The following is a 24,515-nucleotide window of genomic DNA, read 5'->3' as shown; positions in this document are numbered from 1 at the left end:
CCTCCCGGGCAGGGGTGCGGTAGTAGGCGGTATACCTCAGAGTCATGATGATGACCCTGAGGTATACCGCTCGTCAGCGCACTGGCGATGGCGGCCAGCCAAGCGCCCGTCACTGCGCCCAGAGATGAGTGACACCATCGTGCGGCCCATGACCGACGGCGATGCCGGTCGGGTCCTGGCGATCTACCAGGCCGGCCTCGACGCCGGCAACGCCAGCTTCGAGGTCACCGCGCCGACCTGGGCGGCGTTCGACGTCGCCCGCCTGGCCGCGCACCGCTTCGTGGCCGTCGACCGCGTCGGCACGGTCCTCGGCTGGGTCGCCGCCTCGCCGACCTCGACCCGGGAGGTGTACGCCGGTGTGGTCGAACACTCCGTCTACGTGGACCCGGCTGCCCAGGGCCGTGGTGCCGGTCGGCTGCTGCTGGACGCGCTGATCAGCTCCACCGAGGCGGCCGGCATCTGGACGATCCAGTCCGGAATCTTCCCGGAGAACGCCGCCAGTCTGGTGCTCCACCAGCGGGCCGGGTTCCGGGCGGTCGGCGTACGCGAGCGGGTTGGTCGTCACCACGGACGCTGGCGTGACGTGGTCCTGCTGGAGCGACGCAGCCCTGTCGTCACCTGAGCGGGCCGGAGCGGTCAGCGTCGGCTGGCGCAGGCCACGCAGGTACGCGCCGACGGGCGGGCGACCAGCCGTTCCACCGGGATGGGACGACGGCACCGTTCACACACCCCGTAGCTGCCGTCGTCGACTCGTCGCAGCGCGACGTCCAGCTCGGCGAGGCGGCGGCGGGCGGCGTCCAGGACGGCGGTGAGCTGTGCGCGTTCGAAGGCGATGGTGGCGCCCTCGGGGTCGTGCTCGTCGTCGGCGTTCGACGCCCGGGACGCTTCGAAGAGGCTGCGCAGGTCGCCGTCGAGGGCGGCGACCTGGGCCTCGGTCTGCTGGCGCAGCCGCAGCAGTTCCTCGCGGATCGAGGCGGAGTCCCTGTCCATGGCCGTTCCACGGTACTGCCGAATGACCGTGGTCACAGCATTTGCATTTCGAGACGACCGGTCATATCGTTTGTGGTGTCAGCAAGCCGGAACCGCCGATCGGAAGGAGCCCGCCATGGCACGGTCGAAGTCGCCGGCCTCCGCCGGGACGCGGCAACGGTTGTCCGACGCCGCGTTGGACCTGTTCCACCTGCGCGGCTACAACGGCACGAGCGTCCAGGACATCGTCGCCGCCGCCGGAGCGCCCAAGGGCACCTTCTACAACCACTTCGCCAGCAAGGAGGACCTCGCCCTCGACTCGGTGGCGAGATACTCCGCGGCGATGGGGCTGGAGATGCTCGACGAGAAGCAGGGCGGCACGCCGCGCGAGCGGATCGTCAACCACCTCCGCTACATCACCGGCCTCGGCGACACCATGGGGGACCGGGGCTGCCTGCTCGGCAACTTCGCCAGCGAGATCCCCGCGCACAGTGACGTCCTACGCGCCGCCGTCGACGCCGGCTTCGGCCGGTGGGTCGCCGCCCTCACCGTGGCGATCGAGCAGGCGCGTGCCGCCGATGAGCTGCACGGCGACGAACCGGCCCGCGACCTCGCCGGCTTCGTGGTCTCCGGCTACGAGGGGGCGGCAGCGCGGGCCAAGGCTTCCGGCAACCCGGATGCCCTGCGGGAGTTCTTCACGATCACCACGACGCGGATCCTCACCTGATCCCTGTCGATCACCAACTGTGGCGAGGGGCGTTGTACCTGAGCCTCGGTTTGTACCAATTGCAAGACGACCGGTCGTACGCCTTCGGCCGGCAGGCCCATCAACCGCACTGAGGAGTCGGACATGAGCACCTACCTGATCAACCACCTGCGTATCCCCGGCGGCGTGCCCACCGAGGAGTCCCTGCGCTACCTGGAGCAGGTCCAGGCCACCACCGAGGCGTACGGCGCCAAGTGGCTCGCCGTCGACGCCGAGGTGCAGGTCATCGAGGGCGCCTGGCCCGGTTCGGTCGTCCTGATCGAGTTCAAGGACGCGGAGACCGCGAAGGCCTGGTACAACTCGCCCGAGTACCAGGCGATCCTGTCGCTGCGCACCGCGCACACCATCAACGACCTGATCCTGGTGGACTCGGTCGGCCCGGAGTTCACGGTGGCCGGCTACGCGCAGCAGATCCGGACCCTGCTCGGCCAGTGACGCCGGCCTCGGCCCCCCGCGCACGCGGTGTCGTGCGCGGGGGCCGCGCCTACATGAAGTTACGGGTGTGCAGGGCCGAGAGCGCGGCAGCCTCGTCCGGTCGGAAACCCAGGCGTACCAGCCGGCGCTGACGGCCCTGGTCCATCGCCTGTTGCAGGGCCTGCACCCGGTCGAAGCCGGCGGCCACGTCGTCGGGGTGCCATCCACCCGCGGCGAGCACCACCAGCGCGTCGAACACGTCCGCGTTGAGGCCGGCGGTGTCGGCGAGCGCGTCGTGGCGACGGTGGATCGCCGCCCGCAGCCGGTCGCGCAGCAGCGGGTCCAGCCGGGCCTGATGCTCCAGGTGGGCCATGCCGAACACGACGTGCCGGCGTTCGTCCTGCATCGCGAGCCAGCAGATCCGGCGCGTCACCGGGTCCGGCGCGTTCTCGTGCAGGAACGAGAGCAGGTCGACGAAACTGCCCTCCCCGAGAACGGAGAGCAGGAACGACGCCAACGCGAAGTCCGACTCCGCGACGAGCGTGAAGAGCGACTGCCGGCCGCCGGCGGACGACGTACCCAGGTCGCTGCCGCGCAGCAGCGCCCGCCGGCTGAAGACCTCCATGTGTCGGGCCTCGTCGGCCATCTGCACGGCGAGGAGCTGCACCACCTCCCGGAAGTGCGGGTGGATGCGCCCCACGAACCGGGCCGGCACCACGAGAGCGGCCTGCTCGTTCTCGACCAGGTAGGTCATCACCTGCACCACAGCGGCCTCGACGTCGGCCGGTAGCGCGAACGGGTCGTCCCACGGGACGGCGGTCTGTGGATCCCACTGCCGTGCCGCCGCCTGCGCGTAGAGCTGCGGAGCGACGTCGGCCCACACCAGGTCACGGTCGTCCAGGTCGAACCGGGCCTCCGGGCCACCGGATTCGAGCAGCGCGCCCCGGACGCCCAGCCCCCAGCGCGCCGGTGGGCGGCTGCTCAGCATCGCTGGCAGGGCCGGACCGGCCCGCTCCGCGCCGAGCCAACGGTCGTCGTCCGCGGTACCCCGCACGATCACCGCGACCAGGTCGCTGCGGTCGTCGGGCACGGCTGACTCGACCCGATGGCCCCGACCACGACACCAGGCGGGCAGGTGCACGCGCAACGCCGGGTCGCGGCCGGAGACCCCCAACCGGCCGCCGGGCGGCAGCCCGGCCAGGGCGCGTTGCACGAGCAGGTGCGCGCCCCGACCGAAACCCAGGTCACCGAGGTCGACCTGGGCGGCGGGTGTCGCGCTCACGGCCGGTAGTCCGTGGCCGTCACCCGCCCGTCGGGGGAGTAGAAACCGCTGGCGTCGACGGCGTCGGCGAGGGCGTCATACCCCGTGCTGCGGCCCTCCCGCCAGGCCGTCAGCCCTTCCAGGTCGAGCAGCGGACGCACCTGCGGATCGGCGTACGACATGCCGAGCAGGAGCGTGCCGAAGAGCCGGACGCCGGCGGACTCCGGTACGCGGACCGTCATGTTGCAGTGGTCGTACGGCGCGGTCTGCGCCACGATCCGGGTGCCCTCGGGCGGTAACGTGCCCTCCCGAACGAACACCAGGTGGTTGGCGTCGATCATGCAGGCGGCGTCGACCTCCCCGGCCGTCAGGGCGCGGGCCGCGTCGCGCTCACCACCGATGTGGTCGCCGTGCAGGCCGACACCCACGTCGAAGCGGCGTACGTCGACACCGACCCCGGCCGCCGCGAGGTGACCCAGCGGAATCAACGTCGCCTGAGGGCTGTCCACCGCTCCGACCGCGACCGTCAGCCCTTCCAGGTCGGCGGTGCGGCGCACCGGTGAGTCGGCCCGGACCACCACGACCGAGGTGAGGTCCTGGTCGGTGTCGCGCATCGTCAACGCGCGCACCCTCGTGCCGTTGGCGGTCGCCAGTCGTTCGGCGCGTAACCAGGCCAGGGGAGAGTTCCACGCCGCGTCGATCCGCCCGGCGACGAGGTCCTCGACCTGGCGCTCGTAGTGCGAGTAGAGGACGAAGTCGAAGTCCAGGCCACGGCCGCGCAGCCAGGCGCGGAAACCCTCCCAGATGGTCACCACCTTGGGGTCGTACGCGACCGCGCCCATCAGGACGCTGGGCGTCGACATCAGCGGTTCGCCTCGTCGAGCAGTGGCAGCCCGGTGGCGACCCGGCCGACGAAGTCGTACAGCGCGTCGGTGGTGGGTGCCATCACCCGGGCCGCCCGCGAGTCGCGGAAGCGACGCTCAAGGCCCAACTCCTTGCGGAACGCGCTGCCACCGCAGAGCTGCATCGCGCCGTCGGTCACCTCGGCGACGGTCTCCCCGGCGAGCGCCTTGACCTGTAGCACGCGCAGCATCGCGTCGTCACGGCCGGTCTCCAGCGCGATGAGGGTGTCGCCCAGGAAGGCGCGCAGCGCGTCGGTGCGGATCAGCAGTCGGGCGAGGTCCCGCCGGGTGACCGGAGCGTCGCGCAGGGCGGCGCCGGTGTGAGTGAGCGTGGTCGCCGTGAGGTGCCGGCCCGCCTCGGCGACCGCGCTGTCGGCGAGGCCGAGACAGAACGCGGCGTTGAGCACCAGGAACCAGGGCAGGACTGCGCCGAGCGCGGTGTCGAGCCCCGCACCGTCGGCAGCCATCATCGCCGTCGACGGGACCCGCAGCCCGTCGGCGGTCATCGGCCGGGAGCCGTTGCCGCGCAGGCCGAGCCCGTCGAAGCTCCCGGTCACGGTGAGGCCGGCACTGTCGGCCGGCACGAGCCACAGCGTCATCGGGCCGGCGTCGCCGGACAGTGGGAGGCTCGACCAGACGTAGCTGGTGGCCTCGCCGGCCGAGGTGACCCAGCTCTTGCGGGCGTCGAGGCGGACGCTGCCGTCGTCGGTGACGGTCGCGGTGCCGGTCGGCGACCAGAAGTGGCTGCGTGACCCGTACTCGGAGAAGGCCAGGGTGGTGAGGTGGCCGCCGGTCGCGATGGCCGCGCGGACCTCGCGCGGGCCGTGCGCCTCGATCACGGCGGTCGCCGCGTAGTGCATGAGCACCACCATCGCTGTGGAGCCGCACTCGGCGGCCAGCCGCTCGACGACCTCGGCGACGGTCCGCATGCCGTGGCCGCCGCCACCGACGTCGGTGGAGGATGACAGACCGAGCAGGCCGGCTGCGGCGAGAGCGTCGACACCCGACCGGGGGAAGACGCCCTCCCGGTCGACCGACGGCGCCTGCGGTCGGATCACCTCGTCGATGACGGTGCCGAGAGTGTCGGCGACGTCGCTGGCGGATCGGAGACTGTCGACAGTGGACGTCATGCTGGTGCCCCTTCGGCCGAAGCGGTGGGACCGCCGCCGACACTATCCGAACCGGAGTACGCGGCGCGAGTGTCGGATCACCGTCTGACGCGGGCGCCGTCCCGGTGCGGCCGGCCGTGCCCGTCCTCCCGGTCGATCCGCAACTCCCGTTCCAACTCGGCGATGACCGCCCGCAGGTCGTCCAGCCGCTGGGTCAGCGCGATGCGGTCCACCTCGTCCGGTACGCCGTCGCCGTCCTCGTCGTAGTCCGGGGCCAGCCGCTCGGTCATCTCCAACCGGCGTGCCTCCTCCATCGAGTTGACGATGACGGCGATGAGGATGTTGAGCAGCAGGTTGACGGTGATGACGACGTAGCTGACGTAGTACAGCAGCGTCCACGGCGAGATGGTCATGCCCTGCTCGATGAGGTCCGGCAGCGTCTCCAGCGACAGCAGGACGAACAACGTCAGCAACGACCGGCCGATGTCGCCGTACTCCTCCGGATACCTGTTACCGAAGATCAACCAGCCGGCCATGCCGTACACGTAGAGCGTCACCACCGCGAGGGCGAGGAAGCCGGTGACGCCGGGAAGGCTGCGCCACAGCGCGGAGACGATGGTCCGCAGGCCCGGCGAGAACCGCACCAGCCGCACCATGCGGGCGACCCGCACGACCCGCAGCAGGGCCGGGTCGCCGTGCAGGCCCGGTATGAAAATGGCGGCGATCACCACGAAGTCGAAGACGTTCCAGCCGTGCCGGAAGAAGTCCTGCGGACGCCTGCCGTACGCGGCGAGCCGGATGCCGATCTCGGCGACGAAGACGGCGCGGAAGAACAACTCCAGCCAGTGCAGCGCCGTGCCCGCCGGGCTGAGGTCGTCGTACGTCTCCAGGCCCAGCACGATCCCGTTGGCGAGGATGACCACGACGATGGCGATCTCGAAGGGCCGCGACCGGGACAGGCGGGCGCAGCGGGCGGCCCAACCGGAGCGGTGGTGCGGGGACGTGGCCGGCCCGCCCCGCTGGGCGGGCACCTGTGCGTCGCTCACCGGCCGGCCGGTTCGATCGGGCGCGCCGGGGCCGTGGCGGGGGCCCACCTCCGGCCGTCGTCGTGGCGGTGCGGCTGGTGTGCGGGCATGCCCACCAGCCTAGCCAAGATCAATGACGGTGCGCGATCGTGCGCCGCTCGTCAGTGACGCGCCCGCTCCGGCGTCACCGGCGCCGCGAAGAACTCGACAAGCGGGTCGATGATCCTCGGGTGCGCCCGGTTGACGGCGTCGTGGCCGCTGCGGGGAATCGTCAGCGTCCGGGCGTGTGGCAGCGCGCGGGCCAGCGCGGTGTTCTGCTCCACGTAGTACGCCGGACCGTCGGCGCCGCAGGCCAGCAGCACCTCGGCGCTCACCCCGGCCCACCGCGTGGCCGGGGCGTCGTGCGCCAGGATCAGGGTTGTCTCCTCCAATGTGGTCGGCAGGAGTTCGCCCATGGTCCGGCCGATCGACGTACGCAGGAAGGCGCGGATGATCGCGATCCGGACGCCGAGCGGTAGCTTCCCCGCCGCCATCTGGGGGTTGATCCCGGCGCTCGTGATCGCGAGAGCCCGGGGGATGTCACCAGCCTCCGCCGCCGCCCGCGCGGACGGCAGCCACGCCGACGGGAAGCTGCCGTCGACCGAGATCGCGGCATCGTAGAGAGCGAGCCGGTCGATCGGCAGTCGGAGTGCGGCTTCGAGCGCCAGGAACCCTCCACTGCTGTGGCCGATGACGTTGCCCGAGCCGGTGTGCTCCAGCACGGCGGCGAGGTCGTCGACCTCCTGGTCGGCGGTGTAGGGCCTCGGCCTCGGTGGCGCGTCGGCCCGCCCACGTCGGTTGTAGAGGTGCACGGTGAACCGGTCGGCGAGCGCCCGGGCCAGCCGTCGGTAGACGGCGATGGTCGTGCCGCCGCCGTGCACCACGACGATCCCCGGCCCGACCCCCGTGGAGTGCAGCACGATCGTCGCGCCGTCCCGTGCCCTGACCTGCTCCATGATTGGCCCATCCTTCCGACACCGACAACAACTGCGAACGACGTTTGCAGTTTACAGTAGATCGGTGAGCGACGCACCCGCCAGTGCCGGCCCCGACCGGCAGTCGATCTGGAGCAGGCCCGAACGCGGCACCCGTGGACCCACTCCGGCGCACAGTCGGGACGCCATCGTCGTGGCCGCCATCACCCTGGCCGACGCCGAAGGGCTGGCCGCGGTGTCGATGCGCGCCGTGGCCGGCGCGCTGGGCACGGGGGCCGGATCCCTCTACCGGTACCTGTCGTCCCGCGACGACCTGCTCGACCTGATGACCGACCGGGCGGTGGGGGAGTTGCGCCCGTACCCGGAGGCGGACGGCGACTGGTTGGACACGATGGTGCTGCTGGGACGACGACAGTTGGCGCTGTTCGGCGCGCACCCGTGGCTGCTCGACGTGATCCAACGGCCGTCCGGGGTCGGCCCGGAGAGCCTGGCCTGGTTCGACAACTGCATCCGGATCCTGCAGCCCGTACGCTGCCCCGTCGCGTCCAAGTTCGAGGCCATCGCGATGATGACCGGCGTGGTGAGCCTCTTCGCCCGTCGCGAGACCGCCGCCGGGGCGTTCAGCCTCGCCGGGGCCGACCTCACGGCGTACCCGCACCTGGTCGCGGCGTTCGGCCAGCCCTCCGGACCGGCGCCCCGGGCCGACCTCGTCGAGCGGACCCTGCGCGGTCTGCTGACCGGTCTGCTGCTTGCCGGGTCGACTGAGACAGGCTGACCTCAGCGACGTGTCGTGGGTCGGGCGAGCGACGGGCGTCTGCCCGCCACCCGCCCGGAGTTGGCGTGGACGACGACCAGGTCAGGCCTGCGCGGCCCGGATGGCGTCACGCAGCGGGGTGCTCGGCCGCCCGATCAGTCGGCTGAGGTCGTCACTGTCGGTCACCAGCTCGCCGATGGCGATCGAGTGGTCGAGCGCGGCGACGAATCCGGCCGTGCCTGCGTCGAGGCCGACGTTCTCCAGCGCCGAGGCCAGTTCGGCGGCGGACAGGTCCCGGTGGACGACCGGGGTGCCGGTCACCTCGGTGACGGCCTCGGCCAGCTCGTCGAAGGTGAACGGGGTGCCGCCCAGCTCGTAGACGGCGTTGCCGTCCTCCTCGCGGGTGAGCGCCGCCACGGCCGCTGCCGCGTAGTCGGCCCGGGTCGCGGCGGAGATCTTGCTGCCGCCGGTGGCGCCGAGGATGGTGCCGGACCCCAGGTACTGCGGCAGCTGGTCGGTGTAGTTCTCGGTGTACCAGCCGTTGCGCAGCACCGTGTGGGTCAGGCCGGACGCGGCGAGGACCTCCTCGGTGGCCTTGTGCTCCGGGGCGAGCGGGTTCGTGGTGGTGTCCGCCTTCAGGATGCTGGTGTAGACCAGCCGATCGACCCCGGCGAGCGTGGCGGCGTCGATGACCGCGGTGTGCTGCGGGACGCGCTGACCGGGGGTGTCGCCGGAGACGAGCAGCAGCCGGCGTACACCGGCCACGGCGCCGGGCAGTGTCGACGGGTCGTCGTAGTTGGCCTGGCGGATCTCGACCCCGCGCGCGGCCAGGTCGGCGGCCTTCTCCGGGCTGCGGACGACAGCGGCGATCTCGGCGGCCGGTACGCCGCTGTCGAGCAACTGCCCGACCACGAGGCGGCCCAGGCGACCGGTGGCGCCGGTCACGGCATAGGTGGGCATGGGAACCTCCGAAGAGTGGTGCCGAATATGTATGCACTTACGAATCTACAGCACTGTCGGTGAGTAATTGGGGGTACGCTGGTGAGGTGAGCGACATACCCGCCCAGGACCCGGCGGGGCCTACCCAGGAATTCGTCAGCGATGTCTTCGCCCGAGGGTGTACCTCCCGGGCGGCCTTCGAGGACGTGACCTCGAAGTGGGCCTCGCTGGCGCTGTTGGCGCTCGGCGAGGGTCGCTACCGGTTCAACGCCCTGCGTCGCCGCATCGACGGGGTCAGTGAGCGGATGCTCTCCCAGACCCTGCAGACCCTCGAACGCGACGGAATGCTGACCCGCGAGGTGCTCACCGCGATCCCGCCCCGCGTCGAATACTCGCTGACGCCCCTCGGCACGCGGGTCGCCGACCAGCTGCGCGGCCTCGCCGACCTGCTGGAGGCCTCGGTGCCCGAGGTGGAGGCCGCCCGCGACACCCACGAGCGCGGGCGGCGAGGGCCATCCATGTGAGCAGCGGTAACGGCCCTGGTCCACTCACCAGAGCCCAGCCCTCAGGCGTGCAGCGTCTCGCGCGGCGGTACGCCGTAGCTCGCGTGGTAGCGGGCCGTGAACCTGCTGTGGCTGGCGAAGCCCCACCGACTGGCGATCGCCGAGACGGTCTCCTGGTGCGGATCGGCCCGCACCAGGTCGTGATGGGCCCGGTCGAGGCGGATTCGCCGTAGGTACGCCGTCGGCGTGGTCCCGAGGTGGCGGCGGAAGGCGAGTTGCACCGCCCGCACCGAGACCCGGGCGGCAGCGGCGATATCGGCCGCGCTGATGTCCTGGTCGGCGTGCTCCTCCAGGAAGGTGATGGCCCGCCGGAGCGTGCTGGTGCCGGCGTCGTGCCGGTCACCGTTGGTGGGTTCGGTGAAGGCGGTGTTGGGAAAGACGGTCAGCGCCGCCGCGGCGAGCATGCGCGCGGCGTTGCCGATCACCAGCGGTTGCGTTCCGGCGGCCGGGCTGTTCCGCACCACACCACTGACGAAGCTGGTGGTGTTGCGCCACTGGCGGGCGAGTGCCGCGCTGGCGGGGCCCAGGTCGGTGAATCGGATCGGACCGGGTCGCCGGGTCGGCGCGGTGGTGGCCACCTGCGCAAGGACCGACAGGTCCAGCACGCAGAGTTCCACCTCGCCGGGATGCCACTGGACGCGGCACGGCTCCTCCGGCCTGGTGACGAGGAAGACGTCTCCGGGCCCGAAGCGGTCGGCCGATCCGTGACAGGCGCGATCGACCCGCGCGGTTCGGGTGCGACCGACGACCAGACCGTGGAGTCGGCTGGCGTCGATGTCCAGATGCCCGTTCTGGCGCGTGGTCGCAATGGCGAACGGACCGGCGTCGAGGCGGTGATGGCTCAGGTGGTAACCGTTCCTGCTCTGGACGCGCAGTTTCGGGTCGTACGTCGTGCACAGGAACTGGTGGATGGCCACCGGGTCGTGGCTGTCGAACTGGTGTGTGTGCACTGGTGTTGACGTCATCCGCTGCTGCCTCCGTCCGGTGCGGGTGCCGCCGGTGGACGAGACGGTGCCGGCGGCAGATCGGGACGTGCCGGGGTGTTCGGCGGTGACCCGGCACGTCGTGGCCGGCGGTGCGGTGGATGAAACGTCGCGAGCGGGACGGCAGCGACCGGGCGGGGCGGCGGAAGTGCACAGACCGTAGGGCGATTCCGGGATGCAATATCTGTCAATGGGAATGCCACCATACGACAACCGCGGCTGCGCTGTCCCGCGAATCACCACCGCGTGTCGGCGGACCGACTTCGCTTTCCGACTAACGCCTGACGTCGTTCTACGTCTGCTGTCCTAGCCACCCGCGCGGCCGCTGGCGAAATGTTATTCACGATCATCCCGGGCGGTCATCTGACGAATGGGGCACCGCCCGGCGGACCGGCCCACGGAGGGATGAGCGTTGGACAGTACTGACCCTGAACGCGTCGTTCGACTGGCGGTGGCCGAAGCGCTGGCCCGGGTGGCCGACGAGGACAGCCTCGGACTGGGCGAGGGCGACGCGGTGCAGCGACTCGGGGGTGCCCTACGCGAGGTGCTGCACCGTGCGCTCGACGACCGGGTGCCGTTGACCACGCCGGACTTCGTCGACCTGTGCCGCGACCTGCGTCTCCACCGCGACTCCTTCGACCTGCTCGGGCACTATCTGATGACCGCGCTGCTGGCCCAGCACGTCGGGCCGGACGCGCTCATCCGTGTCGGAGTGCTCCTCGGCACCGTCGGGCGCTACCTTCCCGGTGCCCGCCCGACGCACCGCAACGCGGGCCCCGCGCCGCGACGACGCGACGTGCGTTCGGACAACAGCGTCGTCGGCCGGTACCGCCGGGCCAAGCTGCCGGAGCACCTTCCCAGCCCGCCGAGCTGGACCTGCACCGGATGCGGTCGGGAGTGGCCCTGCGCCACGAAGCAGAGCCAACTGCTCGCCGAGTTCGGTGGAGCGCGCGCCGCCCTCGCGGTCTACCTCGGCTCCTGCCTCGTCGCCGCAGCCCAGGACCTGCCCACGCTGCCGCTGCCCCGGGTGCGGCACCGGTTCCTCGGCTGGCTGCCCCGCGCCCGGATCTGACGGCTGGAACCCTGACCGGGCAGGGTGTTCATCGTGGACACGCATCCCGTACGACGGGCGTTAACGCCGCTCTTCAAGGCTCCTTGATCGAAAGAGCAATCGCTTGATCAAGGAGAGGCACTCACGTGAGGGACAAGCAAGCCGAAGAGACCGAGCAGGCGCAGTTGTCACGGCGCAAGCTGGTCAAGTACGCGGGCGTCGGCGCGACGCTGGCTGCGGCCAGCCCCCTGGTCGGTGCCGGCGCGGCGTGGGCCGACGAGGACCGCAAGCCGGGTGACGACGACAAGGACGGCCGGGGCAACTCCAAGAACCGGGCGTGGCGTGCCGGCGATCACCACGTCCACTCCGAGTACAGCGGCGAGTTCGACACCACGAAGTCACCGATCGTCTTCCACAAGGGCGCGGACGCGGTCTACCCGATCGTCACCAACGCCATCATGGCGAAGAGCTTCGGCCTGACCTGGGCGATGTGCACCGACCACGGGGGACCGACCCACTCGAAGGTGAACATCGAGCAGGCGTACCCGGACCTGCTGCGGTCGCGCAAGCTGGTCCCCGAGGTGCTCCAGTTCTGGGGGATGGAGTTCGACGCGCCGTCGTTGGACCACCACACGCTGATGATCCCGCGCCACGACGACGAGGCGAAGCAGCTCTTCGAGCTGGAGAGCCGGTTCGCCAAGTACGACGCGTTCCCCACCGACCCGGCGCGGGACGCCGAGGCGAAGATGGTGGAGTTCCTCAAGGTGGCCCGGGGCATGCCGCACAAGCCGCTGGTGATCGCCCACCACGCGTCCCGATCGGCGCCCGGTCTGGGTGTCTACGGCCAGGACACCCCGCGCGAGTTCCGCAACGGCAACAACGCCGCGCCGGACGTCTACATCGGCTTCGAGGGCGCGCCCGGCCACCAGGCGGGCCCCCTCAACGGTGGCAGGCGCGGCGGGTACGGCAACCACCCGACCTACGGCGGGTTCGACCAGATGACCGCGCGGGTCGGTGGGCTGTGGGATTCGTTGCTCGGTGAGGGTCGGCGCTGGTGGATCACCGCGACGTCGGACTCGCACGTGCACTGGACCCGTGGTGGCTCCGACTTCTGGCCGGGCGAGTACAGCAAGACCTACGTGCACGCCCGTCAGGACTACGGCGACATCATGGACGGTCTGCGTAACGGCCGGATCTGGGTCACCACCGGTGACCTGATCCGCAGCCTCGACGTCACCGCCACGTCCCAGGGCAGGACCGCCGAGGTGGGTCAGACCATCACGGTCAGCCGCCGGAGCCGCACCGACGTCGAGATCGAGATCACGTTCCGTCCGCTGGGCGGTGTGAACGCGAACGGGGACCGCCCCGAGGTCCGCCGGGTCGACCTGATCGTCGGCCAGATCACCGGCCCGAGCGCCAACCTGGACGCCGACACCAACCCCACCACCAAGGTGGTGGCCCGGTTCGGCCCGCGGGACTGGCGTCGACGCGGCGACAGCTACGTCATCCGGCACACCCTGCGCAACGTCGAGGCCGACACCTACGCGCGAGTTCGCGGCACCAGCACCGACGAGGCCGAGCCGCTCGCCGACGGGCTGGAGAGCCCGTGGGACGACCTGTGGTTCTACTCGAACCCGGTGTTCGTGCACGTGCGCTGACAGCGCGGCAGCGGTGACGCGGGTGCCGCTCGACGGTCGAGCGGCACCCGCCCGTGTGCGACGGGTGTCAGCCGCGGCGGCGGGCTCGGGGGGTCGGAGTCGGCCCGCCCTGGCCGGACGCGGCGTCGGGGCGGTCCGTCGTCGGCTGCACCTGCGTCACCACCTCGCACAGGTCACGCAGCGGGTCCGCCGCCTGGGTCGAGCAGGCGACCCGCTGGAGCAGCGCCCGCAGTGTCGTCGCGTCGGCCGGCGTGAGCGCACCCAGCAGGTGCGACTCGACCTGCCGGAGCGCGGAGCGCCGTTTCTCCCAGGCCGCACGGCCGGCGTCGGTGACGTCGATCAACCGGTTGCGTCGGTCTGCCGGGTCCGCCCGACGCGCGACGAACCCGGGCCGTTCCAGGTCGTCGATGAGGTACGTCAGGACGGTGCGGTCGAGGCCGAGCTCCTCGGCGATCGCCCCCTGGTTGCGGGCTGGCCCGTTGATCGCGGCGGTGAGCACCTGGTAGCCGCGGGGGCCGCCGGGGAAATCGGTGAGCGCGTGGTCGGCTGCCCGGACGTAGCCACGGAAGACGATCCCGAGCATCCAGCCCAGGTCGTCGTCGGAGGGGTCGGGCCGGTCCGGCCGGTGGGTGGCACCCGTCATGCCTCGACAGTAGCGCAGTGACGCAGACCTTGTTGGCAGGAGATGTTCTGACTGGCATAAGGTTCGGGTCGTGGCGCATCGTCCGACGCGTCGTGTGAATCGGGAGGCTCGCAGATGAGCGACTACGGCCATGACCTGGTCTTCGGATCCTTCGTCACCCCCGGCGCCGGCGATCCGGACCGCACGGTCGGCCTCGCCGTCCTGACCGAGCAGGTCGGCCTGGACCTGGTCACCTTCCAGGACCACCCGTACCAACCGGCGTTCCTCGACACCTGGACGTTGCTGAGCTTCGTGGCGGCCCGCACCAACCGGGTGCACCTGGCGGCGAACGTGACGAACCTGCCGCTGCGCCCACCGGCGGTGCTCGCCCGCAGTGTGGCCAGCCTGGACCTGCTCAGCGACGGCCGGATCACCCTCGGCCTCGGCGCGGGGGCGTTCTGGGACGCCATCGAGGCGATGGGCGGCCGACGGCTGACCCCCGGCCAGGGCGTACGCGCGCTGGAGGAAGCCATCGAGATCATCCGGCAGATGTGGGACACCGGGACCCGCGGTGGTGTTCGTGTCGACGGCGAGTTCCACCGGGTGGTGGGTGCCAAGCGCGGTCCGGCTCCGGCGCATTCGGTGCCGATCTGGCTGGGGGCGTACAAGCCTCGGATGCTCCAACTCACCGGACGGCGGGCCGACGGTTGGTTGCCCACGCTGGGCTACCTCCAGCCAGGTGACCTGGCCAAGGGCAACGCGATCATCGACGACGCCGCGCAGGAGGCCGGCCGGTCCCCCCGGGACGTGCGCCGGCTGCTCAACATCGCCGGCCAGTTCTCGGCCGTCGGTCGTGGCCCGCTGAACGGGCCCGCCGAGCAGTGGGTGCGGGAGTTGGCCGAGCTGGCCCTGGGCGACGGCGTCAGCACCTTCATCCTCGCCGGCGACGACCCCGACGACCTGCGCCGCTTCGCGGCCGAGGTCGCCCCGGGGGTCCGCGAGGTGGTCGCCGCCGAACGCGACCGGGGCGCGGCACTGGGCGACGGCGGCATGGCGGCGGACGGTCGGGGCGCGCCGGCGGAGCCGGTTGCCGCCCCCGCGGTGCGGCCGAGCCGGGCGGCAGTGACCGGTGGCGCGTTCGCGGTGGTGCCGACCCCCGACGACGGCGTACGGCGTAGCGACCAGCGGGTCTGGGACGAGTCGACCCGCCCGACCGGTCCGGCGCCCGACCCGGATCGCACCTACACGCCGCAGGAGCAGGCCACCGGTGCGCACCTGGTGCAGATCCACGACGGTCTGCGCGCCGAGCTGGCCCAGATCCACGACCTGATCGAGCAGGTGGCGGCCGGCGAGATCGATGCCGGCGCGGCCCGGTCGCACATCAACACGATGACCATGCGGCAGAACCGGTGGACGCTCGGCGTCTACTGCGAGTCGTACTGCCGCATCGTCACCACCCACCACACGATCGAGGACCAGTCGCTCTTCCCCCGGTTGCGGGCGCGCGACCCCCGACTCGGCCCGGTGGTCGACCGGCTGGAGCAGGAGCACCACGCCATCCACGACGTGCTGGAGGGTGTCGACAGGGCCCTGGTCGCGTACGTCGGGTCTCCGGACGGCATCGCCGAGCTGCGCGCCGCGGTGGACCTGCTGACCGACGCCCTGCTGTCGCACCTCAGCTACGAGGAGCGGGAACTGGTCGAGCCGCTGGCGCGGCTGGGCATCGCCTGATCAACGCGGCGCCGCCGGCTCGGGGTTGCCCCGATCTAATCTGAGAGACTACTCTCGAAACATGTCTCTCAAGAATCCGTACGGGGATTTCGAGATCACCGAGCCGCAGGCGCTGCGGGCGTTGGCCCACCCCGTCCGGCTGGCCATCCTCGAACACCTCCAGCGGGAGGGCCCGGCCACCGCGACCGGGCTCTCGCCGCACGTCGGCGCCACACCGTCGGTGGTCAGCTGGCACCTGCGGCACCTCGCGACGTTCGGCCTGGTCACCGACTGGGACGGTGCCACCAGCAAGCGGGAGCGCTGGTGGCAGGCAGCGGCCCGTGGTTTCCGCTTCGTCCTGCCCGACGACGCCGAAGGGCAGGCCGCCGGCCGGCAACTGCGCGGTGAGATGTTCGCCCGGCGGGCCGAGGTGCCCCAGCAGTGGCTGCTGCACGACGAACCCCGACTCGACGCCGAGTGGCGCGGGCTGGCCGGTGTCGCCGACACCCGATTCGTGGCCACCGCCGACGAGCTGCGGCAGCTGGAGGAATCGATCGAGGAGCTGCTCGCTCCGTACGTGCGGCGCAAGGAGGAGTCGGCCCCGGACGGCGCGCGAATCGTCCGGATGCTGCGCTACCTCCTGCCCGAGTCCGGCGACGACTCCTCGGCCGAGCCGGGCGACGGCGCGGGCACATCATGACCGCCGTCGGCACCGCGAGCGCCACCGGCGCCGTACCCCCGCCGGCCCTGCACCGCGACCGACGGTTCCGCACCTTCTGGGCCGGCGAGACGATCTCCCAGTTCGGCGACCGGGTCAGCGAACTGGCGCTGCCGCTGATCGCCGTCTCCCTGCTCACCGCGACGCCTGTGCAGGTCAGCGTCCTCACCGCGCTGATCTGGCTGCCCAACCTGCTGGGCCTGTTCCTCGGCGCGTGGGTGGACCAGCGCACCCACAAGCGCCGGCTTCTGATCATCGCGGACCTGGTCCGCGCCGCGGTGCTGCTCAGCCTGCCGGTGGCGTACCTGTTCGACGCGATCACCCTCGCCCAGCTCTACCTGGTGGCACTGCTCACCGGCTTCGGGGCGGTGCTGTTCGCCATGGCGCGTCAGGCCTTCTTCGTCGCCCTGGTGCCGCGATCGGCGTACGTGGACGCGAACAGCAAGCTCAGCATGAGCCGGTCGCTGTCCTTCATCGCCGGCCCCGCCGTCGGCGGCGGGCTGGTCCAGGCGCTCAGCGCGCCGGTCGCCATCTTCGTCGACGCGGTGTCGTTCCTCGGCTCGGCGTTGCTGCTCCGCCGCATCCCGGTGACGGAGCCGCCCCCACCGCCGCGCCACACGTCCACCCTCGGTCTGGTCCGCGAAGGACTCGTGATGGTGGTGCGGCACCCGGTGCTGCGGGCAGCCCTCGGCTGCACCACCACCGTCAACTTCTTCACGTTCATCGCCACCGCACTGCTGGTGCTCTACGCCAGCCGGGACCTCGACCTGTCGGCCGGCGCGATCGGCGTCGCCCTCGGGTTCGGCGCGCTCGGCGGCCTCGCCGGCGCGGGGCTCGCCCCACTGATCTCCCGCGCCATCGGGTTGGGGCGGACTGCCATGATCGGCGCGGTGCTCTTTCCCGCACCGCTGGCCCTGACCGCACTGGTGACGGGCCCCACCTGGACGAAGGTGGCCATGCTGGCGGCCATCGAACTGGTCTCCAGCATCGGCGTGATGTTGATGGACGTCAACCTGAACGCCCTGCTCACCGCCGTGACACCCGACGAGGCGCGAGGACGCCGGGCCGGGGCGTACAGCGCCGTCAACTACGGCGTCCGACCGCTCGGCGCGTTGGTCGGTGGCGCGCTGGGCACCACCATCGGGCTGCGGCCCACCCTGGCCATCGCCGGGCTGGGGGGCGTGCTCGCCGTGCTCTGGCTCGTCGCGTCGCCGGTGCGTCAGATCAAAACCCTGGACGACCAGACCCCCTGACCTCGATGGCGCGGGACACCCCGGGGCGGCGCACCCCGGGTGGGCACCTCGCAGCCGCAGACGTCCTACCCGTCGGGCCGGCTGGACGACGCACCCCTGTCGACGACGGCGACACCGCGTCGTCGGCGGCCCGGGTGCGCCGCGCGCCACTCACGCGCCCGACGCCGTCAGTCAGCCTGCGCCGCCAGGATCCGGGCCAGCTCGGTGGGCTGCGAGAACATCGGCCAGCGGCCGGTGTCCATGGTGACCAGTCGCCAGGTGTCGCTGCCCAGCAGCGTGGCCACGGTGTCGTTGGGCTCAGGCCCGACGAGCAGGCACCTGATGTATGTTGCCGGAAGCTCACCCAACGGGCGGGTCAGCACGGCCGACCGTCAGGACCAGGTGCGGGCCTCGGCGGCGAAGAGCTCCGGCGGGCTCTCCACCGGCACCACGCAGAGCAGGTGACCGCCGGGCGCCCGCAGGGTCCGGCACTCGAGCCACCGGGACACCTCCGTGGCGCCCAGGCCGATCAGCCGCGCGGTCTCGGCCGGCACGTCGTCGGTCTCGATGTCGAGGTGGAGACGGGGCTCGTCGTCGACTGCCTGGACGGCGGAGACCAGCCCCGGCAGCGCCTCGTGCAGGCCGACGTACTGCGGCTCCGCCGGATGGGTCCGGGTGCTGACGCCGAGCGCGGCGGACCAGAACTCCGCAGCCCGGGTGGCCTCCGCCGCGGGGGCGTCGATCAGCAGGGCGTAGACGCGACTTCGATGCATACGCGGCAGCATATCGACGTCTGTCAGCTAGGAGTGGTCCAGTAGGGGCGGCCCGGCCGCGACCGGCATCCGGTAGACGTGCACCGGGTAGTCGACCGCGAAACGCCCGTCGTTGAGCCCGGCGGTCCGGTGCAACTGGGCCGCCGGCATCCAGAGCCGGGCCTCGGCGTCGAGCCACATCGCGTCCACCCAGACCAGCCGAGGGTCGGCGACGAGGGTACGCACGCTGCCGTCCGGAGCGACGGTGAGGATGCGCCTGCGCTGCACGTCGCTGAGGTAGATGGTCCCGGTGTTGTCGATCGCCGTACCGCCGGTGCTGGGAGTGTCGCACCACCGTTCGACCCGCCGGGCCACCTCGTCGACCGACACCGTCGGGTCGTCCACCCAGCGGGTGTCGATCCGGGACATCCCACCGGAGGCCGGTTGGTAGTAGAGCCAGCGACCGTCGGGAGACACCTCGAGCTGGTCGACGTGCAGGCGCACCTCGACGCCGTCCGGATCGCGCAGCACCCGCCCGTCGGCGACCATCGGCCCGCCCACAGTGCTCGGGTGTCCGTCCAGTACGCGCCGAGGCCGACCCGATTCGAGGTCGAGCACGACGAGGCCGGGCATCCCCGCGTCGCTGAGGTACGCGATCATCCCGTTGAACCGGACATCGTCGACGTAGCTGGTGGGATGCAGCGCCTCGCCGAGGTGGTAGACGCGTTCCACCCGGTCGCGGTGCGGGTCGACCGCGATCAGACGGGCACCTCCCGGCACCTGCTCCCCGCCGATCTGCGGCGTGCCCGAGTCGAGGATCCACAGCCGACCGTCCGGGCCGGCGCGCAACCCGTTGACGTGCACGAACGCACCGTCCGGTGGCTGGTTCGTCCGGTTCCACGCGGCGTCCGGGTACGGGGTGCGGCGGCCGTCCGGATGGGCCTCCACCACCTGGACGCCGGGCCGGTCCGCCGACGGGTAGCTCAGGAAGACCCGCCCCCGCAGGGTCGTCACCCCCGTGCACACCCGACCCTCGCCGAGGATCGGAGTCAGCCGGGGGTCCTCCCGGGTGGGCAGGGTGGACATCGGCCCGCTCCTCACCCGCCCTGCGGCGTCGTCGGCACTTCGGCGGGGCGCCCGACCCTCCTCGGCCACCCAGGGCGGTATCCCCGGAGCATGCCGGGCGAAACCGCCTGCCCCCGATGCGGCCGCCGTTCAGTGGGTCGATGCTGGCGGGCCGACCAGGGCGGCGAGCCGCTTCGGGGCGAGCATGCAGTAGCTCTCGGAGAGCAACTCCGCGATCTCGACCCAGTCGGCCCCCTCGTCCAGGACCATGCCCATCACCGTCGGACTCCAGTCCGGCTTGTAGAAGGGGTGACCGCCGCTCAGCAGGCCGGCGATCTCGTCGAGCGGTGAGCGGAAGGTCAGCAGGCAGGCGGGCTGGTCCAGCTCGGCAGCCCGGGCGTGCACCACCTGACGGGCGGGGTCGACGGTGAACACGTGGGCGACGGTGCGCTTGCGGATCCGCCAGCGGATGCCCACCCAGGCCGGCTCCTCGTACGTCTCCGGCAGGCCGAGACAGATCGGGCGCAGCCGGTCGAGGACCTCGGGCGGGACATCTCCGGGTTCGGTCACGGCCAGCGACCCTAGCCGCCCGGTGTGACAGATTCCGCTCGCCCGGCACCGCCCGCGCCGGTGGTGCCCGCTTCCACGATCCGTCAGGATGGGCCGGGACGACAGTGGGCCGTCGTCCCGGCAGTCCCACCCCGCGCCCGCTGAGGAGTTCCGTGCCGTCCACCCTGCTCTCCCGCCGCGACCTCGACTTCCTGCTGCACGACTGGCTGCGGGTGTCGCAGCTCGTCGAGCGTCCCCGCTACGCGGAGCACTCCCGGGAGACGTTCGACGACGCACTGGACCTCGCCGAACGGGTGGCCACCGAACAGTTCGCCCCGCACAACCGGGCCGCCGACCTCGCCGAGCCCACAGTCGACGGGCAGCGGGTGCGGCTGATCCCGCAGGTTCGCGCCGCGCTGGACAGCTTCGCCGAGACGGGTCTGCTCACCGCCGGGCTGGACGCCTCGGTCGGCGGCCTGCAACTGCCGCACACGGTCGCGGCTGCCTGCTTCGCCTGGTTCCAGGCGGCCAACGTGGCCACCTCGGCGTACCCGTTCCTGACCCTGGGCAACGCCAACCTGCTGCTGGCGCACGGAAGCGCCGAGCAGGTGGACACCTACGTCCGGCCGATGCTGGACGGCCGTTTCTTCGGCACCATGTGCCTGTCCGAGCCGCACGCCGGCAGCTCGCTGGCCGACATCACCACCCGCGCCGAACCACAGGCCGACGGCACCTACCGGCTCTTCGGCACCAAGATGTGGATCTCCGGTGGCGACCACGAACTGGCCGAGAACATCGTGCACCTGGTCCTGGCGCGGATCCCCGGCGCGCCGCCCGGCGTGAAGGGCATCTCGCTGTTCATCGTGCCCAAGGTCCTCGTCGGCGCGGACGGGTCGCTCGGGGAGCGCAACGACGTGGTGTTGGCCGGGCTCAACCACAAGATGGGGTTCCGGGGCACCACGAACACCCTGCTCAGCTTCGGCGACGGCGGGCACACCCCGGGCGGCCGGGCCGGCGCGGTCGGGCAGCTGGTCGGGGCACCGCACCAGGGCCTGGCGCAGATGTTCCACCTGATGAACGAGGCCCGGATCGGGGTCGGGGCGGGCGCCACCGCGCTCGGTTACACCGGCTACCTCAAGAGCCTGGCGTACGCCCGGGAGCGGCCGCAGGGCCGACCGGTCGACGCGAAGGACCCGGCCACGCCGCAGGTGCCGATCATCGACCACCCCGACGTACGCCGCATGCTGCTGGCCCAGAAGAGCTACGTGGAGGGGGCGCTGGCGCTGGTGCTCTACTGCGCGCGGCTGCTCGACGAGCAGAGGACCGCACCGGTCGAGGCGGACCGCGAGCGTGCCCACCTACTGCTGGACGTGCTCACCCCGATCACCAAGAGCTGGCCGTCGCAGTGGTGCCTGACCGCCAACGACCTGGCGATCCAGGTGCTCGGAGGCGCCGGCTACACCCGGGACCACGACGTGGAGCAGCACTACCGGGACAACCGGCTCAACCCGATCCACGAGGGCACACACGGCATCCAGGCGCTGGATCTGCTGGGGCGCAAGATGACCATGCAGGGCGGTGCCGGTCTCACCCTGTTGACCACGACGGTCGAGGACACCATCGAGCGCGCCCGCAAGGTCGGTGGCGAGGCGGCCGATCTGGCCGACCGGCTGGCCGAGACGGTGGACCGGGTCACCTCGGTCACCGCCCGGCTGTGGGCCGACGGTGACCCGGTGCTCGCGCTGGCCAACGCCAGCGTCTACCTGGAGGCCGTCGGGCACGTGGTGATCGCGTGGATGTGGTTGGAGCAGGTGCTGGCCCTGCCGCCGGAGAGTGCCGGCGACGCGTTCCACGCCGGCAAGCGACAGGCCGCCCGCTACTTCTTCGCGGTCGAGCTGCCCCGTACCGGGCCGCAGTTCGACCTGCTGGCCAGCCGGGACCGCACCACGCTCGACATGCGGCCGGACTGGTTCTGACCGGTCAGCGTCGTCGGCCCTGGTGCTGCACCGCCTGCCGCCCCTTCACGACGCCCCAGACGATCACGATCACCAGCGCGATCACACCGATGATGATCAGCCAGCGGACGGCTTCGAGGATCAACCCGAGCAGGATCAGCACACCGGCGACAACGCCGATGACCCAGAGCAGCGCACGCATCTCCACCTCCCGGAACCGGCCGCGCCTGGTGCGGCCGGCCGGTCCCAACGTTCCCCGTCCGGCCGACACCATGCCGATTGATCGGCTCGGGCTCCGGCCCCGCCGCGCAGGTCAGGGGCCGGTGCGCGCCACGTAGACGGTGTTGGCCGACTCCCCGCCGGTCAGCGGGTTGGCGAACGGCACGACGTGTGCCCGTGCGCTCGCGAACACCTCGCCGAGCGCGTCGGTGAACTCGGCGTCCGGCGGGTCGTCCGACCAGAGCGCGAAGACCCCCTCCGGGCGCAGCAGGGCGGCCAGGCGGCGCAGACCGGCCGGCGGGTAGAACGCGGCGTGGCTGGGGTGCAGGACGTTGCGCGGGGAATGGTCGACGTCGAGCAGGACCGCGTCGAACCGCCGCCCGGGCACCTCGGCGTCGAAGCCGACGTCACCGGCGACCGCCGCGAAGAAGTCGGCCTGCACGAAGCGGGTCCGCGGGTCCTCGGCGAGCCCCGCCGCGAACGGGAGCAACCCTCGCCGGTGCCAGTCGATCACATCCTCGATCGCCTCGACCACCAGCAGCGAACGCACCCGGGGGTCACCCAGCGCCGCGCAGGCGGTGTATCCCAGGCCGAGGCCGCCGACCACCACGTCGACCGACTCACCGGCCACCTCGGCGAGACCCAACCGGGCCAGCTCGATCTCCGCGACCGGGAAGAGGCTGGACATCAGATATTCGTCGTCGAGCTTGACCTCGTACACGTCGACCTGCAGTGCCGGGTCCCGGCGTCGGCGCAGGCTGATCGCGCCGATCGGAGTCTCCCGCCAGGCCAGCTCCTCGAAACGCGCGCCCACGGGTGCCCTCTCGCCGCCGGATTCGTCCATGGATGGTACCGGTTGCCCTGCCACGGGCAGCCACGCAGGGTCCGCAGGACATCGACGCAGCGCATATCCTGTGCCCGGCCGATCCACCGGAAGGGACCTCATGCCGTCGCGGCAGGACCAGCTGCACTCCTACCAGTTCAGCGTCCAACGGGCGGTCGCCGCCCTGGTCATGCGGGAGACCGACCCCGCGCAGTCGCCGTTTCGGCGGCTGGCCGGCGCCGGCCTGGCCAGCGTCCTGGTCGCGGCGATCCTGCTGGGCGGTTTCGCGCTCTACGGCCTGTTCGCCGGCGGCGGCAAGGGCTGGCGCGACCCGGGCGCGGTGATCGTGGAGAAGGAGTCCGGCGCCCGGTTCGTCTACCGTGAGCAGAAGCTGCACCCGGTGCTCAACTACGCCTCTGCGCTGCTCATCGTCGGCGCGGACCGGTCGAAGACCGTCCTGGTCTCCCGACGCACCATCGACGGCGTGCCGCGTGGTCTGCCGCTGGGCATCGCTGACGCGCCCGACTCGTTGCCCGCCCCCGGGAGGCTGGCCACCGCGGCGTGGACGGTCTGCTCGACCGTCCCGGCCGGCGAGGCGCCCCGCTCCGCGCTGCTGATCGGCACCGAACCCGACGGCGGTCGACCGCTGGGGGACGAGGCGCTGCTGCTGCGGCACCCCGACGGCGGGCTGCACCTGGTCTGGCACCAACGGCGCTACCTGGTCCGCGATGCCAGCAGGGTCCTGGCGGCGCTCGCCACCACCCGGGCGCAGGCCGTGCCGGTGGCACCCGCCCTGCTCAACTCGCTCCCGGCCGGCACCGACCTCGCCCCGCTCGACCTGCCGGAGTTGGGCCGGCCCGCCACGCGGGTGCCGGGCACCGCCATCGGCACCGTCTACCTGGTGAGCAACTCCGGCGGCGGCCGGCAGTACGCGGTGGCCCTCGACGCCGGTCTCGCCGGCATCACCGAGTTGCAGGCGGGGCTGTTGCTGGCCCGCACCGGGCAGGGCGCGCCGGTGCCACTGACCCTGGGCCAGTTCGCCGCGCTGCCCACGGCACCCGACCTCGCGCCGACCGGCCAGGACGCCCCGCCGCCGACCCCGCCCCGGCTGGCGACCGGCGGCGACGGGGCGCTCTGTACCCGCGTCGCCGACGACGGTGGGGTGGGTGAGGTGCGGTGGGGCGTACCGCTGCGGGACCTGGCGGCTTCTCCACGGACCGCGCCGGCCGGTGGCGCGGTGCTGGCCGACCATGTGCTGGTCGAGCCGGGCCGCGGCGCGGTCGTCGAGGCCGCCGCGGCGCCCGGCGCGACCGGCGGTGCGGTCTCCGTGGTCACCGACCTGGGCCGGCGGTACGTGTTGGCCGACCGTGAGGTGCTGCCGATGCTCGGCTACGGCGGCGTCCGTCCGTTGCGGTTGCCGGCCGGCCTGGTCAGCCTGGTGCCCGCCGGCGCGACCCTGGACCCGGCCGCCGCCCGCGCCGTCGCCGCCGGAGACTGAGGCC

At 72.0% G+C, this 24,515-nt stretch carries 27 protein-coding genes; 12 read left to right on the top strand and 15 right to left on the bottom strand.

Annotated features, from left to right (window positions below; all coding sequences use genetic code 11):
- Window positions 1-124 precede the first annotated feature (124 nt).
- Complete coding sequence (locus GA0070612_RS23885; RefSeq protein ID WP_088989945.1) at window positions 125-622, top strand: GNAT family N-acetyltransferase; 498 nt, start codon at window positions 125-127, stop codon at window positions 620-622.
- A gap of 14 nt (window positions 623-636) precedes the next feature.
- Here the strand turns inward: GA0070612_RS23885 and GA0070612_RS23880 are convergent, their stop codons facing one another.
- Entirely contained in the window at window positions 637-990 is a 354-nt protein-coding gene (locus tag GA0070612_RS23880; RefSeq protein ID WP_088989944.1) for a TraR/DksA family transcriptional regulator, read from the bottom strand.
- 115 nt (window positions 991-1,105) lie between these two features.
- Here GA0070612_RS23880 and GA0070612_RS32870 point away from each other — a divergent pair, with 115 nt between their 5' ends.
- Together GA0070612_RS32870 and GA0070612_RS23870 are read left to right on the top strand one after the other, a co-directional pair.
- Complete coding sequence (locus tag GA0070612_RS32870; protein ID WP_167393669.1) at window positions 1,106-1,696, top strand: TetR/AcrR family transcriptional regulator; 591 nt, start codon at window positions 1,106-1,108, stop codon at window positions 1,694-1,696.
- Between the two features lie 123 nt (window positions 1,697-1,819).
- Window positions 1,820-2,170 carry a DUF1330 domain-containing protein gene (locus GA0070612_RS23870; protein ID WP_088989942.1) on the top strand — a complete coding sequence of 117 codons (351 nt, stop codon included), beginning with the start codon at window positions 1,820-1,822 and terminating at the stop codon, window positions 2,168-2,170.
- A gap of 49 nt (window positions 2,171-2,219) precedes the next feature.
- Here the strand turns inward: GA0070612_RS23870 and GA0070612_RS23865 are convergent, their stop codons facing one another.
- The 5 genes from GA0070612_RS23865 to GA0070612_RS23845 form a co-directional block, all read right to left on the bottom strand.
- Window positions 2,220-3,431 carry a hypothetical protein gene (locus tag GA0070612_RS23865; RefSeq protein ID WP_088989941.1) on the bottom strand — a complete coding sequence of 404 codons (1,212 nt, stop codon included), beginning with the start codon at window positions 3,429-3,431 and terminating at the stop codon, window positions 2,220-2,222.
- The gene (locus tag GA0070612_RS23860; RefSeq protein WP_088989940.1) at window positions 3,428-4,273 is read right to left on the bottom strand and encodes a phosphate/phosphite/phosphonate ABC transporter substrate-binding protein; all 846 of its coding nucleotides are present in this window, start codon (window positions 4,271-4,273) and stop codon (window positions 3,428-3,430) included. The genes GA0070612_RS23865 and GA0070612_RS23860 overlap by 4 nt, the downstream gene beginning before the upstream one ends.
- Window positions 4,273-5,442, bottom strand: coding sequence for an acyl-CoA dehydrogenase family protein (locus tag GA0070612_RS23855; RefSeq protein WP_088989939.1), 1,170 nt, complete (start codon window positions 5,440-5,442; stop codon window positions 4,273-4,275). Before GA0070612_RS23855 ends, GA0070612_RS23860 begins: the two co-directional genes overlap by 1 nt.
- 77 nt (window positions 5,443-5,519) lie before the next feature.
- Window positions 5,520-6,467, bottom strand: coding sequence for an ion transporter (locus GA0070612_RS23850; protein ID WP_088989938.1), 948 nt, complete (start codon window positions 6,465-6,467; stop codon window positions 5,520-5,522).
- A gap of 140 nt (window positions 6,468-6,607) precedes the next feature.
- Window positions 6,608-7,441 carry an alpha/beta fold hydrolase gene (locus tag GA0070612_RS23845; RefSeq protein ID WP_088989937.1) on the bottom strand — a complete coding sequence of 278 codons (834 nt, stop codon included), beginning with the start codon at window positions 7,439-7,441 and terminating at the stop codon, window positions 6,608-6,610.
- Window positions 7,442-7,505: 64 nt separating this feature from the next.
- Here GA0070612_RS23845 and GA0070612_RS23840 point away from each other — a divergent pair, with 64 nt between their 5' ends.
- Entirely contained in the window at window positions 7,506-8,195 is a 690-nt protein-coding gene (locus tag GA0070612_RS23840; RefSeq protein ID WP_231924314.1) for a TetR/AcrR family transcriptional regulator, read from the top strand.
- Between the two features lie 81 nt (window positions 8,196-8,276).
- Here the strand turns inward: GA0070612_RS23840 and GA0070612_RS23835 are convergent, their stop codons facing one another.
- On the bottom strand, window positions 8,277-9,134 hold the full coding sequence (locus tag GA0070612_RS23835) for an SDR family oxidoreductase (RefSeq protein WP_088989935.1): 858 nt from the start codon (window positions 9,132-9,134) through the stop codon (window positions 8,277-8,279).
- A gap of 86 nt (window positions 9,135-9,220) precedes the next feature.
- On the opposite strand from GA0070612_RS23835, the gene GA0070612_RS23830 reads away from it, so the two are divergent.
- Window positions 9,221-9,637, top strand: coding sequence for a winged helix-turn-helix transcriptional regulator (locus GA0070612_RS23830; protein WP_088989934.1), 417 nt, complete (start codon window positions 9,221-9,223; stop codon window positions 9,635-9,637).
- 41 nt (window positions 9,638-9,678) lie between these two features.
- On the opposite strand, the gene GA0070612_RS23825 is transcribed toward GA0070612_RS23830, so the two are convergent.
- Complete coding sequence (locus tag GA0070612_RS23825) at window positions 9,679-10,641, bottom strand: helix-turn-helix transcriptional regulator (RefSeq protein WP_088989933.1); 963 nt, start codon at window positions 10,639-10,641, stop codon at window positions 9,679-9,681.
- Window positions 10,642-11,071: 430 nt separating this feature from the next.
- On the opposite strand from GA0070612_RS23825, the gene GA0070612_RS32645 reads away from it, so the two are divergent.
- Together GA0070612_RS32645 and GA0070612_RS23815 are read left to right on the top strand one after the other, a co-directional pair.
- Window positions 11,072-11,731, top strand: coding sequence for a hypothetical protein (locus GA0070612_RS32645; RefSeq protein WP_231924313.1), 660 nt, complete (start codon window positions 11,072-11,074; stop codon window positions 11,729-11,731).
- Between the two features lie 125 nt (window positions 11,732-11,856).
- Complete coding sequence (locus GA0070612_RS23815) at window positions 11,857-13,368, top strand: CehA/McbA family metallohydrolase domain-containing protein (RefSeq protein ID WP_088989932.1); 1,512 nt, start codon at window positions 11,857-11,859, stop codon at window positions 13,366-13,368.
- Window positions 13,369-13,435: 67 nt separating this feature from the next.
- Here GA0070612_RS23815 and GA0070612_RS23810 read toward each other — a convergent pair whose 3' ends face one another.
- On the bottom strand, window positions 13,436-14,011 hold the full coding sequence (locus tag GA0070612_RS23810; RefSeq protein WP_088989931.1) for a MarR family winged helix-turn-helix transcriptional regulator: 576 nt from the start codon (window positions 14,009-14,011) through the stop codon (window positions 13,436-13,438).
- Between the two features lie 114 nt (window positions 14,012-14,125).
- Here GA0070612_RS23810 and GA0070612_RS23805 point away from each other — a divergent pair, with 114 nt between their 5' ends.
- The 3 genes from GA0070612_RS23805 to GA0070612_RS23795 all read left to right on the top strand — a co-directional run bounded on the left by GA0070612_RS23805 (window position 14,126) and on the right by GA0070612_RS23795 (window position 17,671).
- A complete protein-coding gene (locus GA0070612_RS23805; protein WP_088989930.1) occupies window positions 14,126-15,721 on the top strand; it encodes an LLM class flavin-dependent oxidoreductase in 1,596 nt (531 codons plus the stop codon).
- 61 nt (window positions 15,722-15,782) lie between these two features.
- Window positions 15,783-16,400 (top strand): ArsR/SmtB family transcription factor, encoded by a 618-nt coding sequence (locus tag GA0070612_RS23800; RefSeq protein WP_088989929.1) that lies wholly within the window; start codon window positions 15,783-15,785, stop codon window positions 16,398-16,400.
- Entirely contained in the window at window positions 16,397-17,671 is a 1,275-nt protein-coding gene (locus GA0070612_RS23795) for an MFS transporter (protein ID WP_088989928.1), read from the top strand. The genes GA0070612_RS23800 and GA0070612_RS23795 overlap by 4 nt, the downstream gene beginning before the upstream one ends.
- Window positions 17,672-17,838: 167 nt before the next feature.
- On the opposite strand, the gene GA0070612_RS23790 is transcribed toward GA0070612_RS23795, so the two are convergent.
- The 4 genes from GA0070612_RS23790 to GA0070612_RS23775 form a co-directional block, all read right to left on the bottom strand.
- The gene (locus GA0070612_RS23790; protein WP_197699228.1) at window positions 17,839-18,033 is read right to left on the bottom strand and encodes a hypothetical protein; all 195 of its coding nucleotides are present in this window, start codon (window positions 18,031-18,033) and stop codon (window positions 17,839-17,841) included.
- A gap of 9 nt (window positions 18,034-18,042) precedes the next feature.
- Window positions 18,043-18,423, bottom strand: a complete 381-nt coding sequence (locus GA0070612_RS23785) for a VOC family protein (protein WP_088989927.1) — start codon at window positions 18,421-18,423, stop codon at window positions 18,043-18,045.
- Between the two features lie 27 nt (window positions 18,424-18,450).
- Entirely contained in the window at window positions 18,451-19,488 is a 1,038-nt protein-coding gene (locus GA0070612_RS23780; protein ID WP_088989926.1) for an L-dopachrome tautomerase-related protein, read from the bottom strand.
- A 129-nt stretch (window positions 19,489-19,617) separates the two neighbouring features.
- Complete coding sequence (locus GA0070612_RS23775) at window positions 19,618-20,037, bottom strand: MmcQ/YjbR family DNA-binding protein (protein ID WP_088989925.1); 420 nt, start codon at window positions 20,035-20,037, stop codon at window positions 19,618-19,620.
- A 152-nt stretch (window positions 20,038-20,189) separates the two neighbouring features.
- Here GA0070612_RS23775 and GA0070612_RS23770 point away from each other — a divergent pair, with 152 nt between their 5' ends.
- Complete coding sequence (locus GA0070612_RS23770) at window positions 20,190-21,992, top strand: acyl-CoA dehydrogenase (protein WP_088989924.1); 1,803 nt, start codon at window positions 20,190-20,192, stop codon at window positions 21,990-21,992.
- 4 nt (window positions 21,993-21,996) lie between these two features.
- Here the strand turns inward: GA0070612_RS23770 and GA0070612_RS31950 are convergent, their stop codons facing one another.
- Window positions 21,997-22,173 (bottom strand): hypothetical protein, encoded by a 177-nt coding sequence (locus GA0070612_RS31950; protein WP_167393668.1) that lies wholly within the window; start codon window positions 22,171-22,173, stop codon window positions 21,997-21,999.
- A gap of 111 nt (window positions 22,174-22,284) precedes the next feature.
- Complete coding sequence (locus tag GA0070612_RS23760) at window positions 22,285-23,004, bottom strand: polyamine aminopropyltransferase (protein ID WP_088989922.1); 720 nt, start codon at window positions 23,002-23,004, stop codon at window positions 22,285-22,287.
- Between the two features lie 130 nt (window positions 23,005-23,134).
- On the opposite strand from GA0070612_RS23760, the gene eccB reads away from it, so the two are divergent.
- Window positions 23,135-24,511, top strand: a complete 1,377-nt coding sequence (gene eccB / locus GA0070612_RS23755) for a type VII secretion protein EccB (protein WP_088989921.1) — start codon at window positions 23,135-23,137, stop codon at window positions 24,509-24,511.
- The last annotated feature ends 4 nt before the right edge of the window (window positions 24,512-24,515 follow it).

The organism is Micromonospora chokoriensis (genome assembly GCF_900091505.1).
GTDB classification, from domain to species: Bacteria; Actinomycetota; Actinomycetes; order Mycobacteriales; family Micromonosporaceae; genus Micromonospora; species Micromonospora chokoriensis.
Note: the sequence above shows the minus strand (reverse complement) of the source record. Positions and strands in the feature narration are given on the sequence as shown.

What these genes read in the sequence shown, in the direction of transcription:
- GA0070612_RS23885 (WP_088989945.1), top strand. Translation starts at nt 125, where the DNA reads ATGAGTGACACCATCGTGCGGCCCATGACCGACGGCGATGCCGGTCGG.
- GA0070612_RS23880 (WP_088989944.1), bottom strand. Translation starts at nt 990, where the DNA reads ATGGACAGGGACTCCGCCTCGATCCGCGAGGAACTGCTGCGGCTGCGC.
- GA0070612_RS32870 (WP_167393669.1), top strand. Translation starts at nt 1,106, where the DNA reads ATGGCACGGTCGAAGTCGCCGGCCTCCGCCGGGACGCGGCAACGGTTG.
- GA0070612_RS23870 (WP_088989942.1), top strand. Translation starts at nt 1,820, where the DNA reads ATGAGCACCTACCTGATCAACCACCTGCGTATCCCCGGCGGCGTGCCC.
- GA0070612_RS23860 (WP_088989940.1), bottom strand. Translation starts at nt 4,273, where the DNA reads ATGTCGACGCCCAGCGTCCTGATGGGCGCGGTCGCGTACGACCCCAAG.
- GA0070612_RS23855 (WP_088989939.1), bottom strand. Translation starts at nt 5,442, where the DNA reads ATGACGTCCACTGTCGACAGTCTCCGATCCGCCAGCGACGTCGCCGAC.
- GA0070612_RS23845 (WP_088989937.1), bottom strand. Translation starts at nt 7,441, where the DNA reads ATGGAGCAGGTCAGGGCACGGGACGGCGCGACGATCGTGCTGCACTCC.
- GA0070612_RS23835 (WP_088989935.1), bottom strand. Translation starts at nt 9,134, where the DNA reads ATGCCCACCTATGCCGTGACCGGCGCCACCGGTCGCCTGGGCCGCCTC.
- GA0070612_RS23825 (WP_088989933.1), bottom strand. Translation starts at nt 10,641, where the DNA reads ATGACGTCAACACCAGTGCACACACACCAGTTCGACAGCCACGACCCG.
- GA0070612_RS23810 (WP_088989931.1), bottom strand. Translation starts at nt 14,011, where the DNA reads ATGACGGGTGCCACCCACCGGCCGGACCGGCCCGACCCCTCCGACGAC.
- GA0070612_RS23805 (WP_088989930.1), top strand. Translation starts at nt 14,126, where the DNA reads ATGAGCGACTACGGCCATGACCTGGTCTTCGGATCCTTCGTCACCCCC.
- GA0070612_RS23800 (WP_088989929.1), top strand. Translation starts at nt 15,783, where the DNA reads ATGTCTCTCAAGAATCCGTACGGGGATTTCGAGATCACCGAGCCGCAG.
- GA0070612_RS23795 (WP_088989928.1), top strand. Translation starts at nt 16,397, where the DNA reads ATGACCGCCGTCGGCACCGCGAGCGCCACCGGCGCCGTACCCCCGCCG.
- GA0070612_RS23785 (WP_088989927.1), bottom strand. Translation starts at nt 18,423, where the DNA reads ATGCATCGAAGTCGCGTCTACGCCCTGCTGATCGACGCCCCCGCGGCG.
- GA0070612_RS23780 (WP_088989926.1), bottom strand. Translation starts at nt 19,488, where the DNA reads ATGTCCACCCTGCCCACCCGGGAGGACCCCCGGCTGACTCCGATCCTC.
- GA0070612_RS31950 (WP_167393668.1), bottom strand. Translation starts at nt 22,173, where the DNA reads ATGCGTGCGCTGCTCTGGGTCATCGGCGTTGTCGCCGGTGTGCTGATC.
- eccB (WP_088989921.1), top strand. Translation starts at nt 23,135, where the DNA reads ATGCCGTCGCGGCAGGACCAGCTGCACTCCTACCAGTTCAGCGTCCAA.